Source organism: Micromonospora foliorum (assembly GCF_022229015.1).
Taxonomy (GTDB): Bacteria; Actinomycetota; Actinomycetes; order Mycobacteriales; family Micromonosporaceae; genus Micromonospora; species Micromonospora foliorum.
This window is the reverse complement of record NZ_JAKKFF010000553.1, coordinates 1-14821: the sequence shown is the minus strand read 5'-3', so window position 1 is coordinate 14821 and position 14821 is coordinate 1. Positions and strand designations below refer to the sequence as shown.

The window sequence follows — 14821 nt, the reverse complement described above, 5'->3', positions numbered from 1 at the left end:
CGGTGGACGCCCAGCGCCCCGACCCGACGGGCGTGCGGACGGGCGGCCGGCGATCGGCCCCGCCCTGCGCCGGTACGACCAACGGCGTCGCCGCGTCGCCGTCCGGATCGACGGCGGATGCCTCCTGCATCGAGGTGTCGTTCGTCGGCTCCGCCGAGGCCAACGCGGTCAGGAGGCGGTCGGTGATCGCCGACGGCATCTCCGGGGACGGCTCGGCCCAACGGGTCAGGTCCGTCCGGACCTCGGCCAGGGCGGGGGCCAGCAGCGCGTACGCCTCGGCCCAGGACGGGTCCGCGGAGACCAGTTGGGCGACCTCGTCCTGCTGCGGGGTGCCGTCCAACGCCCCGCCGAGGTAGTCAGCGAGGAGGTCGGCGTCGACCTCCCGGAACCCCTCGGTCGTCACGTGTCCTCCTGGTTGGCGTCCCGCCGGTACCGGCCTGACCCCGATCCGACGCCCTCCACCGGGCCGGGGTTCCCCAGCGTGACGCCCGGCACGCCGGTGATCGGGGCCGCCGGGTCCGGTCGGGCCGAAGGCGTCGCGACGGCGGTGGGGCGGAGGTGCCCGAGAAGCACGGCCAGCCGCGCCCGGCCCCGGGCACACCGGCTCTTCACCGTTCCCTCGGCGACGCCGAGGATGCGGGCCACCTCGGCGACCGGGTAGCCCTGTACGTCGACCAGGACCAGCGCGGCGCGTTGCTCAAGGGGCAGCGCGGCGAGCGCCTCGCGAACCACCAGCACGGTGTCGTGGTCCGCTGTCGGTGCCGCCGGCTCCAGCCCGCCGGTGCCCGACCCGTCCTCGGACCGGTTGCCGTCCGGCAGCGGCACGGTGGGGTGCGCCTGCCGGCGCCGGATCCGGTCCAGGCAGGCGTTGACCACGATCCGGTGCAGCCAGGTGGTGACGGCGGAGTCGCCGCGGAACCGGGCCGCCGCCCGATGCGCCGACAGCAGGGCGTCCTGGAGTGCGTCGGCTGCCTCCTCGCGGTCGCCGAGCGTCCGCAGGGCCACCGCCCACAACCGGTCACGGTGCCGGTGGAACAGCTCGGCGAAGGCGTCCCGGTCTCCGGCGACGTGCGCGCGCAGCAGCTCCAGGTCACGTGCGGCGGCACGCCCGTCCATCACCGCGTCCAGCGAGTGCGGTGCCCGGATCGTGGTGCCCGGCTCACGACCCCTGGACCGTAATCTCCTGCACCCCCAGCTTGAACCCACCCTCGGCCGGAGCCAACTCGGTGATCCAGAACAGCAGGTACTGGTATTTCTGGTCGGCGTCGAAGCCGTTGAACGTCATGGTGGTGCCGTCGTGGTCCTCGAACGGCTGGCCGATGGCCGTCTTGTAGCTCGCGACCAACTGCTTGTCGCCGTTGGAGCTGGACGGCGGGTTGGTCGTGCCGGCGAGCAGCTGGGCGGACGCGTTGGTGGCCGACAGCACTGCCTGCACCGACTTGACGGTGTGCGGCTCGCCGAGGTCGATCCAGACGCCCATGCCCTTCTTCAGGTTGCCGAAGTTGGGCCGGTCCCGGTAGGTCTCGGTCTCCCAGCCCTTGTCCTCGTCGCCGTCGATGACCTTCTCGGCGCCGTCGACCTCGCTGCGGTTCTTGCTGTCCGGGTCGATGATCCGGACGTCCTTCACGGTCAACTTGCGCGCCGTCGCGGCGGCCGGGGTGGCGTCACCGGCCGGGGCACTCGAGGTCGGCGCGGCCACCGGGTTGGACTGCGGGTCCTTGTCGTCGCCGCCCAACGCGATGATCCCGATCAGCAGACCGACCAGGGCGACGGCCAGCAGACCGGCGATACCGACGGCGACCTTGCGACCCCCGGCCGCGGCCAGCGGCGACGGCTCTTCCCCGGTGTCGGCGGCGAACCGCAGCGGCCCGGTGTTGTCGAGGTAGTGCTCCTCCTCGGCCGGCACGTCCAGTCGCGCCAGCTCGGCGGCGAGCACGTCGGACGACGGCGGCGCGATCTCGGCGTCGAGCAGATCCATGGTCAGGTCGTCCAGGTACGCGGGAACGCCCGCCCGAACCTGGCGCGGTGCGGCGATGGCGCCCGCGGCGTCCCGGACAGCGTCCGGAATGGCGGCGCGGCCGTGGCCGGCGGTGGCGCCGCGCAACGGTGCCTCGGCGTGCGGCCAGGAGCCGGTCAGTGCGAAGTAGAGGACCCCGCCGACCGCCCGGATGTCGTTCTCCTGGCTGTCGGCGCCGTCGGTGCGGGCGTCGGCCAGGACCACTCGGCCCTCGTCACTGATCATGACGGTGCCGGGGTGGACGTTGCCGTGCACCATGCCGGTGGCGTGCACCGCGGCGAGCGCGCTCGCGACGGCGTTGCCGATGGCGGTGGCCCGAGCCGGGTCCAGCGGGCCGTCGGTCGCCAGGTCCCGCAGGGACTGCCCGTCGACCCACTCGCGCACCACGTACGCCCGGTCGGCCTCGTCGATCGCGTCGTAGACGCCGACCAGGTTGGGGTGGATGACCCGGCTGGCCGCGACGGCGGCCTGAAGCATCTCGGTGGCGGAGTCGCCACCCGGGTAACGCAGCACCACGGCGACGGGACGGCGCAGGATGACGTCGACCCCGCGCCAGACCAGCCGACCCGCACTGTCGTTGTTGATGTGCTCAACCAGTTCGTACCGCTCGGCGAGGACTTCACCGGCCGTGGGAGCACCGAAGGTCATGACCGGAGGAGCGCTTTCGTCCGCCTCCTGACCCTCGCCGACCTGGGTCACCCGTCCTCCCTCGGTGATCGTGTCGATCGATGAACCCGAACTGCTGGGCATGTGGCTTCCCGCTCTGCCGTTGAAGGAACCGGCCGACCGGTGTCGACGCCCAGCGTCGGCCCCTGCCGTACCCGTCGAGAGCGACCTTACCCGGGTTGCCCGTCTCTCCGACATGTCATCTTCCCGCCGTACCTGGCGGGGTTCCGGCAGTCGGCGACCTCGTCCGGTTACGACCGTTGTCAGCCACGTTGCTGGCACATGTACTAGCTAATCTACGGCTTCACCGCAAGTGACCGACGCCGGGGCTGGGCTGGCGTGGCGCTCGCGCTGCCTCGTACGTTCCCACCGATCGGGTTGCCACCCTCAGCCGTACGGTTGGTTATCCACAGGCTGAAGGGGTGGTTGACCGGCGAATCGCGGAGTTATCCACAGGTGCATCCCCAGCCTGGTGATCCGTGGTCACGGTCCGTATCAATGCGAACTTGTTGTAATCAGATGCGGACGTTCAGCGACCAAGGCGGCGGCGAACCATCCCGACCACCTCGGTGATCTCCCCGATCCGCAGAAGCATGGCCAGACCCAGGTACGTCCCGCCGATCACCACGCCGCCGATCACGAGCTGCACGACGGCCTGCATCCAACTTGGCCTGTCGCCGCCGGGCAGAAGACTCACGACGAGGAGACCGACCAGGGCGGCCCCCAACGCGGCGACCGCCACTCGGCCGAGCGTGCGCAGGATGGCACCCATCCCGATCCGGCCCACGCGTGGCCGCAGCAGCCACGCGGAGGCGAAGGCGGCCGCCAGGTAGGACACGGCGTTGCCGATCATCATCCCGGCCGCGGCGAAGTGGGCGGCGAAGGCGACGTAGAGCACCACCTGCACGCCGATCCGCAGGGCGACCACCGGGATGTTGATCAGCGCCGGGGTACGGGTGTCCGGCAGGGCGTAGAAGGCGAAGGTGAAGAGCTGGCTGATCGCGAACGGCACCAGTGCCAGCGCCGCCAGGAGCAGCACCAGCGAGGTGTCCGCCGCGTTCTCGTCGGTGAACGCGCCGTAGCGGAACAGCGTCACGGCCAGCGGAGTCGCCAGTACCGCGTAGCAGACCGCGATCGGGGCGAGCACCGCCGAGACGGTGCGCGTGCCCCGGGACAGGTCGGCGGCGACGTCGGAGTACCGGCCGTCGGCGGCGGCCGCGCTCATCCGGGGCATCAGCGCAGTGATGATCGATACGGCGATGATGCCGTGCGCCATCATCAGCAGCAGGAACACGTTGTTGTAGATCAGTGGGCCGGCGGCGTTCTCCCTGCCTGCCCGGTTCAGCAGGTTGAACAGCACGATCAGGCCGACCTGGCTCACCGCGACGTAGCAGAACATCCAGCCGCCGAGACGCCCCAGCTCCTTCAGCCCGAGGGTGCGGAAGTCGAACCGGAACTTCCACCGGAATCCCACCTTGCGCAGCGCCGGCAGGAGGCCGGCGGCCTGGATCGCGACGCCGAGCAGGGTGCCGCCACCGATCAGCAGAATCCGGCCGGTGGTCATGTCGTCCGGCTTGACGATCTCCGCGCCGAAGATCGCGATGTACAGGCCCGCGGTGGCGATCACCACGATGTTGTTGAGGATCGGCGCCCACATCGGCGCGGCGAAGTGCCCCCGGGTGTTGAGCACCGCGCTGATCAGCGCACTGAGACCGGTGAAAAAGATCATCGGCAACATCAGGTACGACAGTGCCTTGACCAGGCCCCGGAAGTCTTCTCCGGTGTCTTCGCCAGCGTAGAGCTTGGTCAGCAGCCCGGCCGACAGCACGGCCAGCAGGGCCGCTCCCGCCAGGGTCAGCACCGCGAGGGTCAGCAGCCGCTGGGCGTACGCCTGTCCGCCGTCGGTGTCGACTCTGCGCCGACGGACCAGCACCGGGATCAACACGCTGGTGAGGATGCCGCCGAGCAGGAACTCGTAGACCATGCCGGGCAGGATCTGCGCGGTGGTGTACGCGTCACCGACCAGCGCCCCACCCAGCGCGGCGGTCAACGCCAGCGTGCGTAGGAAGCCGGTGCCCCGGCTGACCAGGCTGCCGATCGCCATCACCGCGCTGTTGGCCGCGGCGCTCGCCTCGCCCACCTGCTCCTGCGGTGGCGCGGTCGACTCCATGGCCGGCTGGTTCAGCGGCTCGGCGGAGATGAACGTGGCGCCGTCCCCGGGACGGGCGCCGGCGCCGCCATCGTTCGCGGCGTTGGCGCTGCGGTAGAGCCCGCCGCTCATCTCCAGCCTCCCAGGGGTACGTCGAGTCGGACACCGACCCGCACGCCACAGACCATAGTCAACCCCCACCCGGTACCCCGCGCCCGGCGGATCGGATCACACCCCGGCCCGATAAGCTGGCGATCCCATGTCCGAAGCCTCCGCTCCTCACGCCGCCGACCGCCGCGAACTCACCGCCGCGCAGCGCAACGCCGTCGCCGAACTGCTCCGGGTGTCCCCGGTCGCCGACGAGTTGGGCCGCCGCTTCGTCCGCGCCGGTCACGAGCTGCACCTGGTGGGCGGTTCGGTACGGGATGCCCTGCTCGGTCGACTCGGCGACGACCTCGACTTCTGCACCGACGCGCACCCCGACGAGACCCTGCGGATCATCAAGGGCTGGGCCGAGTCGATCTGGGAGACCGGTCGGGAGTTCGGCACCATCGGCGCTCAGCGCGATGGCCTCCGACTGGAGATCACCACCTTCCGCGCGGAGTCGTACGACCAGGTCAGCCGCAACCCGGTGGTGGTGTACGGCACCAGCCTCGACGAGGACCTGAAGCGGCGCGACTTCACGATCAACGCGATGGCGGTCAGCCTGCCCGACCACCGGTTCACCGACCCGCACGGCGGGCTGGAAGACATCTCGGCCAAGGTGATCCGTACCCCGAGCACGCCGGGTGAGTCGTTCGGCGACGACCCGCTGCGGATGCTGCGGGCCGCCCGGTTCGCCGCGCAGCTGCGGTTCGCTGTGCACCCCGACGTGCACGTGGCGATGACCGAGATGGCCGCCGACCTGGACCGGATCACCGCCGAGCGGATCCGCGACGAGTTCACCAAGCTGCTCTGCGGCGCCGACCCGATCACCGGGCTGCGGCTGTTGGTCGACACCGGGCTGGCCGAGCGGTTCCTGCCGGAGCTGACCGGGCTGAGGCTGGAGATCGACGAGCACGCCCAGCACAAGGACGTCTACGAGCACACGTTGACGGTCGTCGAGAACGCCGTCTCCTACGAGGAGGAGGGCTGCGACTTCATCCTTCGGATGGCCGCCCTCCTGCACGACGTGGGCAAGCCGGCGACGAAGGCGGTCGGGTCCGACGGTCGGGTCAGCTTCCACCACCACGAGGTGGTCGGCGCCCGACTGACCAAGGCCCGGATGAAGGCGATGCGGTACCCGAAGGAGGTCACCGCGAAGGTGACCGCGCTGGTCGCGCTGCACCTGCGCTTCTACGGGTACGGGCGGGGCGAGTGGACCGACTCGGCGGTGCGCCGTTACGTCGCCGATGCCGGTGACCTGCTGCCCCGGCTGCACAAGTTGACCCGCTCCGACTGCACGACCCGCAACCGGCGCAAGGCCGCCCAGCTCGCGGCCGACTACGACGCGTTGGAGGATCGGATCGCCCGGATCGCGGCCGAGGAGGACCTGGCGCGGGTCAGACCCGACCTGGACGGCAACGCGATCATGGAGTTGCTCGGCGTACCGCCGGGGCCGGTGGTCGGGCGGGCGTGGAAGCACCTCAAGGAGCAGCGCCTTGAGCAGGGCCCGCTGGACCGCGACGCCGCCGAGGCGGAGCTGCTGCGTTGGGCCCGCGCCGAGGGCCTCATCAATTGACGGTCGCCGTCGTCTCAGGCGTCCATCGTTACGACGAAACGGGCTCGTATCGACCGAACGGCTGAGGTAAGCCGCTTCGACATTCATCCATGATGTCCAGACGTCCGTCGGCAGTCGGTGACCACCACCGCCGCCGAATTTCCGCCCGCCCGACTTTCGGGTCGGACGGGCGACGACCAACGGGGAGATCATCAAGTGAATCGTCGTGGCGTGATACGCCGCTCGGCGGTGGCGAGCCTTGCTCTCGCATCCGCAACCCTCATCGTCAGTGCCGGTACCGCTGGCGCCGCGCCGGCAGGCCCGTCCTCCAGCCAGCGGCCGGAGGTGCGTGGCGCCAGCACCCCGCAGGCGGTGCCGGACCGGTACATCGTGGTCCTGAAGGACAAGAAGGCCAGTCCGAAGGAGGTCAAGGCAGCGGCATCGACGCTCGCCGCGGCCAACGGCGGAACCGTTCGCCGGGTCTTCAGTAACGCCCTGAGCGGATACTCGGCGGCCATGAACCGGCGGCAGGCGGAGCGACTGGCCGCCGACCCGGCCGTGTCCTACGTGGAGCAGGTCCAGGTCTTCTCGGCCACTGACACCCAGCCCAACCCTCCATCGTGGGGCCTCGACCGGATCGACCAGAGCGGCTCGAAGCGCGACAACAGCTACACCTATCCGACGACCGGCAGCGGTGTCACCGCCTACGTTCTGGACAGCGGCATCGACATCGCTCACCAGGACTTCGGTGGGCGAGCTCGATACGGGTGGGACGCTGTCGACCAGGACGACGTCGCCCAGGACTGCGACGGGCACGGCACGCACGTCGCCGGCACCGTGGGCGGCACCACCTTCGGCGTGGCGAAGGCCGTCCAGCTCGTCGCCGTCCGTGTGCTGAACTGTGCGGGCAGCGGCACCAGCGAGCAGGTCCTCTCGGGCATCGACTGGGTCACGGCCAACGCGGTGAAGCCCGCCGTGGCCAACATGAGCCTCGGGTTCAACAGCAACAACCAGGCCGTCAACGACGCGATCAGCCGGTCGATCGACACCGGCATCACCTACGCCGTGGCCGCGGGCAACAGCATGCAGGACGCCTGTAACGTCTCGCCGGCCAGCGTGCCGGCCGCGATCACCGTGGGCGCTACCGACAAGATCGACTTCCGGGCCTGGTTCTCGAACTACGGCAGCTGCGTGGACACCTTCGCTCCCGGCGTGAGCATCGTCTCCGCTGCTGCCGGCACCGGCGACGGCACGCTGTCGATCAGCGGCACGTCGATGGCCTCGCCGCACGTGGCGGGTGCCGCGGCACTGCTGCTTGAGAACAACCCGAGCCTGACGCCGCAGCAGGTTCGCGACCAGATCGTCACCGGCGGTGTCGCTGGCGCGGTGCACGACCCGGCGGGGGCGACCGATCGGCTGCTCAACGTGCGCAGCACCTCCCCGGCGCGCAGCTCGCACGGCCTGCGGGCTCGCTCCAACGGCAAGTACGTCTCCGCCGACGCCGCGGGCACCAAGCCGCTCGCCGCCATCGGCCCGGCACTCGGGGCCTGGGAGAAGTACGACATCGTCGATGCCGGCAGCGGAATGGTCGCGCTTCGCGCCAAGGTCAACGGCAAGTACGTCTCCGCCACCGCCGCGGGCACCAAGCCGTTGGTGGCCGAGGGCCCGGCGGTCAGCACGTGGGAGCAGTTCCATCTGATCAACAACACCGATGGCACGGTGAGCCTCAGGGCGAGGATCAACGGAAGGTACGTCTCGGCGCCGAACAGCGGTGCGGCGTTGACCGCGAGCGCGCCGTCGATCAACACCTGGGAGAAGTTCTTCGTCGACGCACCGGCCCCGGTGGTCAGCATCAAGTCGGTGGCGAGTGGCAAGTACGTCTCGGCGGCCGCTGCCGGCAGAGACCCGCTGACCCCGATGGCCACCGTGGTCAGCACCTGGGAGAAGTTCGAGGTCGTCAACCTGGAGGGCGGGTTCTTCGGCTTCCGCGCGCTTGTCAACGGCAAGTACGTCTCGGCTGAGGGCGCCGGCACCACGCCGATGCGGGCCAGCGGTCTGGCGATCGGCGACTGGGAGGTCTTCGACTTCCTTGACTACAACGCCAACGGATCGGTCTACCTGCGTGCCTACGTCGACGGGGAGGCGGTCAGTGCTGGCAGTGAAGGCCGCGCTCAGCTGATCCCCAACCAGACGATCGACTGGGAGAGCGAGACCCTGGGCCTCGGCATCGGCGAGCAGTTCGTCGTCGACCCTGCCTGACCCGGTTCGCAACCCCCGGCGCCCGCCGGCACCTCTCCTTAGGGAGGGTGCCGGCGGGCGCCGCTCGTTACGCGTCTTTCGTCAGTTCAGCGCGTGACAGCGTTTCCGTCGACCGTGTTGGCGCTGCTCGGCGTGGCGGCGTCTGTCCGGCCGGCGGCGAGCCGCGCCAGCAGCCCGGGCAGGTCGATCCCGGTGAGGTCGCTGCCGAGTTGGAGGCCCTGGGCCACGTTGCCGGCCACCGACTTGGTGAGTGACGACGCGCCGTCGGTGGAGATCACCGTCATCTTGTCGATCGCCCCGATCGGCGCACTGGCCGCCTCGACGACCTGCGGCAGCACCTTTACCAGCAGGTCCAGCACGGCCGCCTCGCCGTACGCGGCGAACGCCTCGGCCTTGCGGGCCATCGCGTCCGCCTCGGCCTCACCCTTCGCCAGGATGGCCGCGGCGTCGGCCTTACCTTCCCGCTCGACCGCCTCGGCGATGGCGGAGCGCCGCCGCTGCTCGGCCTCACCCTCCTTGGCGCCCTCGATGGCGTTCGCCTCGGCGAGCGCGGCCCGTCGGGCCCGCTCACCCTCACCGGTGAGGCGGGCCTGCTCGGCGGAGGCCTGTGCGGCGGCGATGACGGCCTGACGCTGCGCGTCGGCGTGCAGCACCGCCGCGTTGCGGGCCGCCTCGGCCTCCTGCTCCACCTTGTACCGGGCCGCGTCGGCCGGCTTGCGAACCTCGGTGTCGAGCTGGCGCTGCTTGAGCTCGGCGTTGCGCTCGGCAACCTTCTGCTGCTCGGAGAGGATTGCCTGGTCGCGCTCGGCCTGGGCGAGCGGCCCGGCCGCAGCGGACTTCGCCTTCGCCGCGTCGATCTCGGCCTGGATGCCGGCCTGCTTGAGGGCCAGGTTGCGGTTCGCCTCGGCGATGGCCTCCTCGGCGAGCAGCCGCTCCTGCTCGGCCTGCTGCCGGGCCCGCGCCTCGGCGATCGCCGCGTCCTTGAGCACCCGGGCGGCCTCGGGTCGACCCAGGTCCTGCAGGTAGGAGCCTTCGGCGAGGATGTCCTGGAGCTGGAAGGTGTCCAGCACCAGACCCTGGTTGGTCATCGAGTGCTCGGCCTCCTCGGCGACCGCGCTGGCGAACGCCGCCCGGTCCCGGATGACCTCCTCGACGGTGAGCCGGCCGACGATGGAGCGCAGCGCGCCGGCCAGCACCTCCCGGGTGAAGTTGTCGATCTCGTCCTGCTGGTGCAGGAACCGTTGCGCGGCGGCCCGGATCGCGTCCTCGGTGCCGCCGACCTTGACGATCGCCACGCCGTGCAGGTCGGCGCGGATGCCCTGCTTGCTGACGGCGCCCCGGATGCCGACGTCGATCCGCCGGCTGGACAGGTCGAGCGACTGGAGCTTCTGCACCACCGGCAGCACGAACACCGAGGCGCCCAGCACGACCTTCTGCCCGGAGTTGTCGGTGGACCGCCCACCGTCGGCGGTCTGCGTGGTGCGGCCCTTGCGACCGGTGACGATGAACGCCTCGTTCGGGCCGGCGACCTTGATCCGGGAGAGCACGAAGAGCACCAGGACGAGCGCGAGGAGGACCGCGCCACCGATGGCGATGAGTAGGGCCATATAAGGAGTCCCGTCTACGAGGGGGAGGATCAGTAGGTCTCTACGTGCACGCTGGTCTCGCTGAGCGCCTGCACGACGAAGACCTGGGCGCCGATCGGGATCGGCTGGTCCGCGCGGGCGCTGAGCTTGACCGGTTGGCCGGCGAGGCGAATGCGGACCTCGCCGTACCCGTTGGCCGGCACCGGGGTGACGACCAGGCCGAGCGCGCCGACCAGGTCGTCACGGGTGGGGGTGGGGTCGGTGCGCATGTTCCGCGCCGCCCGGCTCAGCCGGGACGCCAACCAACCGGTGGGCACGGCCGCGAGCACGCCGCCGGCCACCGCCGCGACGACCATGCCGGGTGTACGCGCACCGAGCAGTTCGTTGACGATGGCCGCGCCGAACCCGAACGCCCCGGCGAAGCCGGCGACCGTCTCGACCGAGATCGGCCCGTCCACGTCGGCGTGCCCGAAGTGGAGCAGCTCGGTGCCGAGCAGGGCGAGCGCGAGCACGCCGATGCCCGCCCCGCCGATGATCAGAAAGATGAGCGTCCCCGTTGCCACGACCTGCACGGTATCGATATGACGCAACGTTGAGCGGTGCCGCTCGACGTGGGGATGATCTTCAGCTGGTGTTGATCGAAAACAGGCAGCGCCCGCTGTCTCGGACGCGTTATCTTCTGCGCCGCCGGCAGATCGTCCCGGTCAGCACGCATCGAGAGGACCTGCCCGTGACCGTCCCGATCATCCCGAACATCGTGGTCGTCTTCTACATCGTCAGCCTGGCATTGACCGCAGTCGTGCTGCTGGGCGTCGCGATCACCTCGTTCGCGACCACCTCCCGGGTCGACCGCGTACTGGCCGGTATCGGTGGTGCCCTCGCCGGCTACTACGCCTACTACCTGCTCAGCTCCAACGACGAATACGTCACGATCTTCTACGCGGCTCTGCTGCTCCCCTTCTACGCCGGCCGCAAGCTCTACCTGGGCTTCCGTGACCGCGATCGGACCCGCGCCGAGCGAGCCGCGGCGGCGGAGGCGATCCGGGCCGCCGAGGAGTGGCGTTCAGCCCGACGGTGGTAGCCGGGCCGGCGAAGGAGTCCGCAGCGGGGAGAATGGGTGGATGCGCTGGGCTGTGCTCGACTCACCGATCGGCGAGTTCTCCGTCGCCACCGACGGCACGAGCGTCTGCGGGGCGCACTTCGGCCGGGTCGCGGCGGCCACCGAGGAGCCCGACCAGGCGCTGTCCCGGCAGGCCGTCGACGAGCTGCGGGCGTACTTCGCCGGTGAGCTGACCGCGTTCACGGTCCCGGTGTCGGTGCCGCGCGGCTCCGACTTCGAACGCGCCGTGTGGCGGGAGATGACGCGGATTCCGTACGGGGAGACGCTGACGTACGGCGAGGTGGCGCGACTGGTCGGCGACCCCGGAGCGGCACGGGCGGTGGGGGTGGCCTGCAACCGCAACCCGGTCCCGGTGATCGTGCCGTGTCACCGGATCGTCGGCGCGGGCGGCAAGCTGGTCGGCTTCGGTGGGGGCCTGCCCCGCAAGGTCAAGTTGTTGGAGTTGGAGGCCGGGGTCGCGCTGCGACACGCCTGGTCCTGAGCCGTCCCGCGGTGGCGGCCGTCCGCTCGCGTGGAAGGGCCGGGTCCGTGCGGACCCGGCCCTTCGACCTGCTTGATGATTCAGCGCGTCAGCGCGTGACCTCACCGGCGATGAACTCCTCGACGGCCTGGTGGGCGTCGTGGTCGGCGTACTGCACCGGCGGGGACTTCATGAAGTACGACGAGGCCGACAGGATCGGGCCGCCGATCTTCCGGTCCAGGGCGATCTTCGCGGCCCGGACCGCGTCGATGATGACGCCGGCCGAGTTCGGAGAGTCCCACACCTCGAGCTTGAGCTCGGCGTTGAGGGGAGTGTCACCGAACGAGCGGCCCTCCAGGCGGATGTACGCCCACTTGCGGTCGTCCAGCCACGGCACGTGGTCCGACGGGCCGATGTGCACGTCGCTCTTGCTCATCTCGTGCGGGATCTGCGAGGTGACCGACTGGGTCTTCGAGATCTTCTTCGAGACCAGCCGCTTGCGCTCCAGCATGTTCATGAAGTCCATGTTGCCGCCGAAGTTGAGCTGGTAGGTGCGCAGCAGCTCGACGCCGCGGTCCTCGAAGAGCTTCGCGAGGGCGCGGTGCACGATGGTGGCGCCGACCTGGCTCTTGATGTCGTCACCGACGATCGGCAGGCCAGCGTCCTCGAACTTCTTGGCCCACTCGGGGTCGGAGGCGATGAAGACCGGCAGGGCGTTGACGAACGCGCAGCCGGCGTCGATCGCCGCCTGGGCGTAGAACTTGGCGGCCTGCTCGGAGCCGACCGGCAGGTAGCAGACGACGACGTCGACCTGCGCGTCGCGCAGCGCCTGCGCCACGTCGACCGGGGTGGCGTCCGACTCCTCGACGATCTCGCGGTAGTACTGGCCCAGACCGTCGAAGGTCGGACCGCGCTGCACGCTCACGCCGGTCGGCGGCACGTCGCAGAGCTTGATGGTGTTGTTCTCGCTGGCGACGATCGCCTCCGCGAGGTCCATGCCCACCTTCTTGGCGTCCACGTCGAATGCCGCGACGAACTCCACGGCGTTGACGTGGTAGTCGCCGAAGGCGACGTGCATGAGACCCGGGACGCGGTCGTTCGGGTTGGCGTTCCGGTAGTACTCGACGCCCTGAACCAGGGACGAGGCGCAGTTACCCACACCGACGATGGCGACGCGGACGGAGCCCATAGCGTCTGCCTCCTTCTTTTCTGTCACGGCCGCTCATTCCTGGTCTCTCCAGGCGGAGGCGGGCTGTTGTCTTCTCGTCGGCCGCCGGCTGCCCCGGGGTTCGGGACTGTCGGGGCTCGGCCGGAGCGCTCGTTGGCGATGAGCTCCTCCAGCCAGCGGACCTCGCGCTCACAGGCATCAAGGCCGTGGCGCTGCAGTTCCAGCGTGTAAGCGTCGAGGCGCTCGGCCGCCCGGCCCAGCACGTCGCGAAGCCCTTCGCGACGCTCCTCGATCTTGCGGCGGCGACCCTCCAGAATGCGTAGTCGGGTCGCCTGGTCGGTCCGGGCGAAGAACGCGAAGTGCACCCCGAAGCCCGTGTCGTCGTACGTCTCGGGCCCCGCCTGTGCGATCAGCTGGGCGAAGCGTTCCTTGCCTTCCGCGGTGATTTTGTAGACCACCCGACCTCGTCGGCTGGTCAGCGCGGGAACCTCCTCGGCAGTGGCGGGCGTCTCAGCAGCTTCGGTGATCCATCCCGCCGCCTGCAGCCTGCGTAGCGTCGGGTAGAGCGAGCCGTAGCTGATCGCCGCCCGGATCGCGCCGAGTTTGGCGGTCAGCTCCTTGCGCAGCTCATAGCCGTGCATCGGAGACTCCTGCAGGAGGCCGAGGATGGCGAACTCAAGCACTGGCCACCCTCTCTTTACCCTCCGGCGTGGAGTGGTAACCGCCGCGATGTATCGGACCGATACATCGCACGTTAGCGGCTCACGCCGGCCAGGGCAAACCCCCGTTCCGAGATGCTGCCGTCACGGATTGTGAGCGTGGTCGCCTGCTCGGGCCGGACCGCGTACCCTTCTTCGCATGCGTACGCAGCGCCAGGTCGTCGACTACTCGCTACAGAAGCGAGCAGTGCTGCGTGAGCTCCTGGCCGGCCGGGTCGGCACATACGACGTCTGCGACGCGTCGCCGTACCTGAAGAACGCCGCTCGGTTCCACGGTGAGCCGACCGACCGGCGCTGCCCGATCTGCCGCAGCGAAAACCTGACCCTCGTCCACTACATTTACGGTGACGAACTCAAGCAGTCCGCCGGGCAGGCCCGGACACTGACCGAGTTGCCCGTGCTGGCGATGACGCTGCGTGAGTTCCAGGTCTTCGTGGTGGAGGTGTGCCTCGGCTGTGACTGGAACCATCTCGTCGAGCAGTACCTGCTCGGCCGGGACGGCCTGACCGGCGACAGCGACGGCACCAGCGAGCAGGACGCAGCGGGCGCCGAAGGCGGCGGTCGGCGGAGGCGAGAGGCGCAACGGTGATCTCAGCTGGTTGGACCGGCCCCGGGGCCGTAGACGAAACCCGGGACGGTCGACCGCTTGTTGGTCCGATTGACCCCATTGATACGGCAATGCCCCCGGTCGCCTGGCACCCTCGTGCCGGCGTCCCGGGTGAAGCAACTCACGGCAACCCGGTGGCGGCGCAGCCGCGCCCCACCGCGACCGGCAGGGTGTGAGGAATGAACTCGTACGGCGATCCCAGTTCTGCGCGCGGACGGGCCCAGCAATCGGGTCCAGACGGTGACCCCGGGCCGGGCGCGGACGACGCGTACCGCCGGCCCGGCGGTGTTTCCGGCGGGGGCGGCTGGTCAGCCTCGGAGGGCGGCGCGGCAACCCCGGGCCGTGCCTCGGTGACGCCGCGGCCTGCCGGT

Annotated in this window: 13 protein-coding genes and 1 pseudogene; 6 read left to right on the top strand and 8 right to left on the bottom strand. The window is 70.2% G+C overall.

Annotation, left to right across the window (positions count from 1 at the left end; translation table 11 throughout):
* The 4 genes and pseudogenes from PSH25_RS30385 to murJ all read right to left on the bottom strand — a co-directional run.
* Positions 1 to 403 (bottom strand): annotated as a pseudogene (locus PSH25_RS30385) (hypothetical protein); the annotation flags it as partial.
* A complete protein-coding gene (sigM, locus tag PSH25_RS30380; protein WP_238662324.1) occupies positions 400 to 1116 on the bottom strand; it encodes an RNA polymerase sigma factor SigM in 717 nt (238 codons plus the stop codon). The pseudogene PSH25_RS30385 and the gene sigM, both read right to left, overlap by 4 nt.
* Positions 1117 to 1159: 43 nt before the next feature.
* Complete coding sequence (locus PSH25_RS30375) at positions 1160 to 2767, bottom strand: protein kinase family protein (RefSeq protein ID WP_238662323.1); 1608 nt, start codon at positions 2765 to 2767, stop codon at positions 1160 to 1162.
* 445 nt (positions 2768 to 3212) lie between these two features.
* Positions 3213 to 4964 carry a murein biosynthesis integral membrane protein MurJ gene (gene murJ / locus PSH25_RS30370; protein ID WP_238662322.1) on the bottom strand — a complete coding sequence of 584 codons (1752 nt, stop codon included), beginning with the start codon at positions 4962 to 4964 and terminating at the stop codon, positions 3213 to 3215.
* A 127-nt stretch (positions 4965 to 5091) separates the two neighbouring features.
* On the opposite strand from murJ, the gene PSH25_RS30365 reads away from it, so the two are divergent.
* Both PSH25_RS30365 and PSH25_RS30360 read left to right on the top strand, forming a co-directional pair.
* Positions 5092 to 6552, top strand: a complete 1461-nt coding sequence (locus tag PSH25_RS30365; RefSeq protein WP_238662321.1) for a CCA tRNA nucleotidyltransferase — start codon at positions 5092 to 5094, stop codon at positions 6550 to 6552.
* Positions 6553 to 6876: 324 nt separating this feature from the next.
* Positions 6877 to 8790, top strand: a complete 1914-nt coding sequence (locus tag PSH25_RS30360) for a S8 family serine peptidase (protein WP_238662320.1) — start codon at positions 6877 to 6879, stop codon at positions 8788 to 8790.
* An 86-nt stretch (positions 8791 to 8876) separates the two neighbouring features.
* Here the strand turns inward: PSH25_RS30360 and PSH25_RS30355 are convergent, their stop codons facing one another.
* The gene (locus tag PSH25_RS30355; RefSeq protein WP_238662319.1) at positions 8877 to 10397 is read right to left on the bottom strand and encodes a flotillin family protein; all 1521 of its coding nucleotides are present in this window, start codon (positions 10395 to 10397) and stop codon (positions 8877 to 8879) included.
* Positions 10398 to 10426: 29 nt separating this feature from the next.
* Positions 10427 to 10948 (bottom strand): NfeD C-terminal domain-containing protein, encoded by a 522-nt coding sequence (locus PSH25_RS30350; RefSeq protein ID WP_238662318.1) that lies wholly within the window; start codon positions 10946 to 10948, stop codon positions 10427 to 10429.
* Positions 10949 to 11106: 158 nt separating this feature from the next.
* Here PSH25_RS30350 and PSH25_RS30345 point away from each other — a divergent pair, with 158 nt between their 5' ends.
* Both PSH25_RS30345 and PSH25_RS30340 read left to right on the top strand, forming a co-directional pair.
* The gene (locus PSH25_RS30345; protein ID WP_238662317.1) at positions 11107 to 11457 is read left to right on the top strand and encodes a hypothetical protein; all 351 of its coding nucleotides are present in this window, start codon (positions 11107 to 11109) and stop codon (positions 11455 to 11457) included.
* A gap of 40 nt (positions 11458 to 11497) precedes the next feature.
* Positions 11498 to 11977: a methylated-DNA--[protein]-cysteine S-methyltransferase gene (locus PSH25_RS30340; protein ID WP_238662316.1), complete on the top strand. Its 480-nt coding sequence runs from the start codon at positions 11498 to 11500 to the stop codon at positions 11975 to 11977.
* An 88-nt stretch (positions 11978 to 12065) separates the two neighbouring features.
* Here PSH25_RS30340 and PSH25_RS30335 read toward each other — a convergent pair whose 3' ends face one another.
* Together PSH25_RS30335 and PSH25_RS30330 are read right to left on the bottom strand one after the other, a co-directional pair.
* A complete protein-coding gene (locus PSH25_RS30335; protein ID WP_091396616.1) occupies positions 12066 to 13145 on the bottom strand; it encodes an inositol-3-phosphate synthase in 1080 nt (359 codons plus the stop codon).
* 23 nt (positions 13146 to 13168) lie between these two features.
* Positions 13169 to 13807, bottom strand: a complete 639-nt coding sequence (locus tag PSH25_RS30330) for a PadR family transcriptional regulator (RefSeq protein ID WP_238662315.1) — start codon at positions 13805 to 13807, stop codon at positions 13169 to 13171.
* A 175-nt stretch (positions 13808 to 13982) separates the two neighbouring features.
* Between PSH25_RS30330 and PSH25_RS30325 the strand changes: the two genes are divergently transcribed.
* Complete coding sequence (locus PSH25_RS30325; protein WP_238662314.1) at positions 13983 to 14432, top strand: DUF5318 domain-containing protein; 450 nt, start codon at positions 13983 to 13985, stop codon at positions 14430 to 14432.
* A 197-nt stretch (positions 14433 to 14629) separates the two neighbouring features.
* Positions 14630 to 14821: hypothetical protein (locus tag PSH25_RS30320; RefSeq protein ID WP_238662313.1), on the top strand; the 192-nt coding region annotated here is incomplete at its 3' end.

Coding starts and splice junctions, on each gene's coding strand:
- sigM (WP_238662324.1), bottom strand. CDS start 1,116: ATGGACGGGCGTGCCGCCGCACGTGACCTGGAGCTGCTGCGCGCGCAC.
- PSH25_RS30375 (WP_238662323.1), bottom strand. CDS start 2,767: ATGCCCAGCAGTTCGGGTTCATCGATCGACACGATCACCGAGGGAGGA.
- murJ (WP_238662322.1), bottom strand. CDS start 4,964: ATGAGCGGCGGGCTCTACCGCAGCGCCAACGCCGCGAACGATGGCGGC.
- PSH25_RS30365 (WP_238662321.1), top strand. CDS start 5,092: ATGTCCGAAGCCTCCGCTCCTCACGCCGCCGACCGCCGCGAACTCACC.
- PSH25_RS30355 (WP_238662319.1), bottom strand. CDS start 10,397: ATGGCCCTACTCATCGCCATCGGTGGCGCGGTCCTCCTCGCGCTCGTC.
- PSH25_RS30340 (WP_238662316.1), top strand. CDS start 11,498: ATGCGCTGGGCTGTGCTCGACTCACCGATCGGCGAGTTCTCCGTCGCC.
- PSH25_RS30335 (WP_091396616.1), bottom strand. CDS start 13,145: ATGGGCTCCGTCCGCGTCGCCATCGTCGGTGTGGGTAACTGCGCCTCG.
- PSH25_RS30325 (WP_238662314.1), top strand. CDS start 13,983: ATGCGTACGCAGCGCCAGGTCGTCGACTACTCGCTACAGAAGCGAGCA.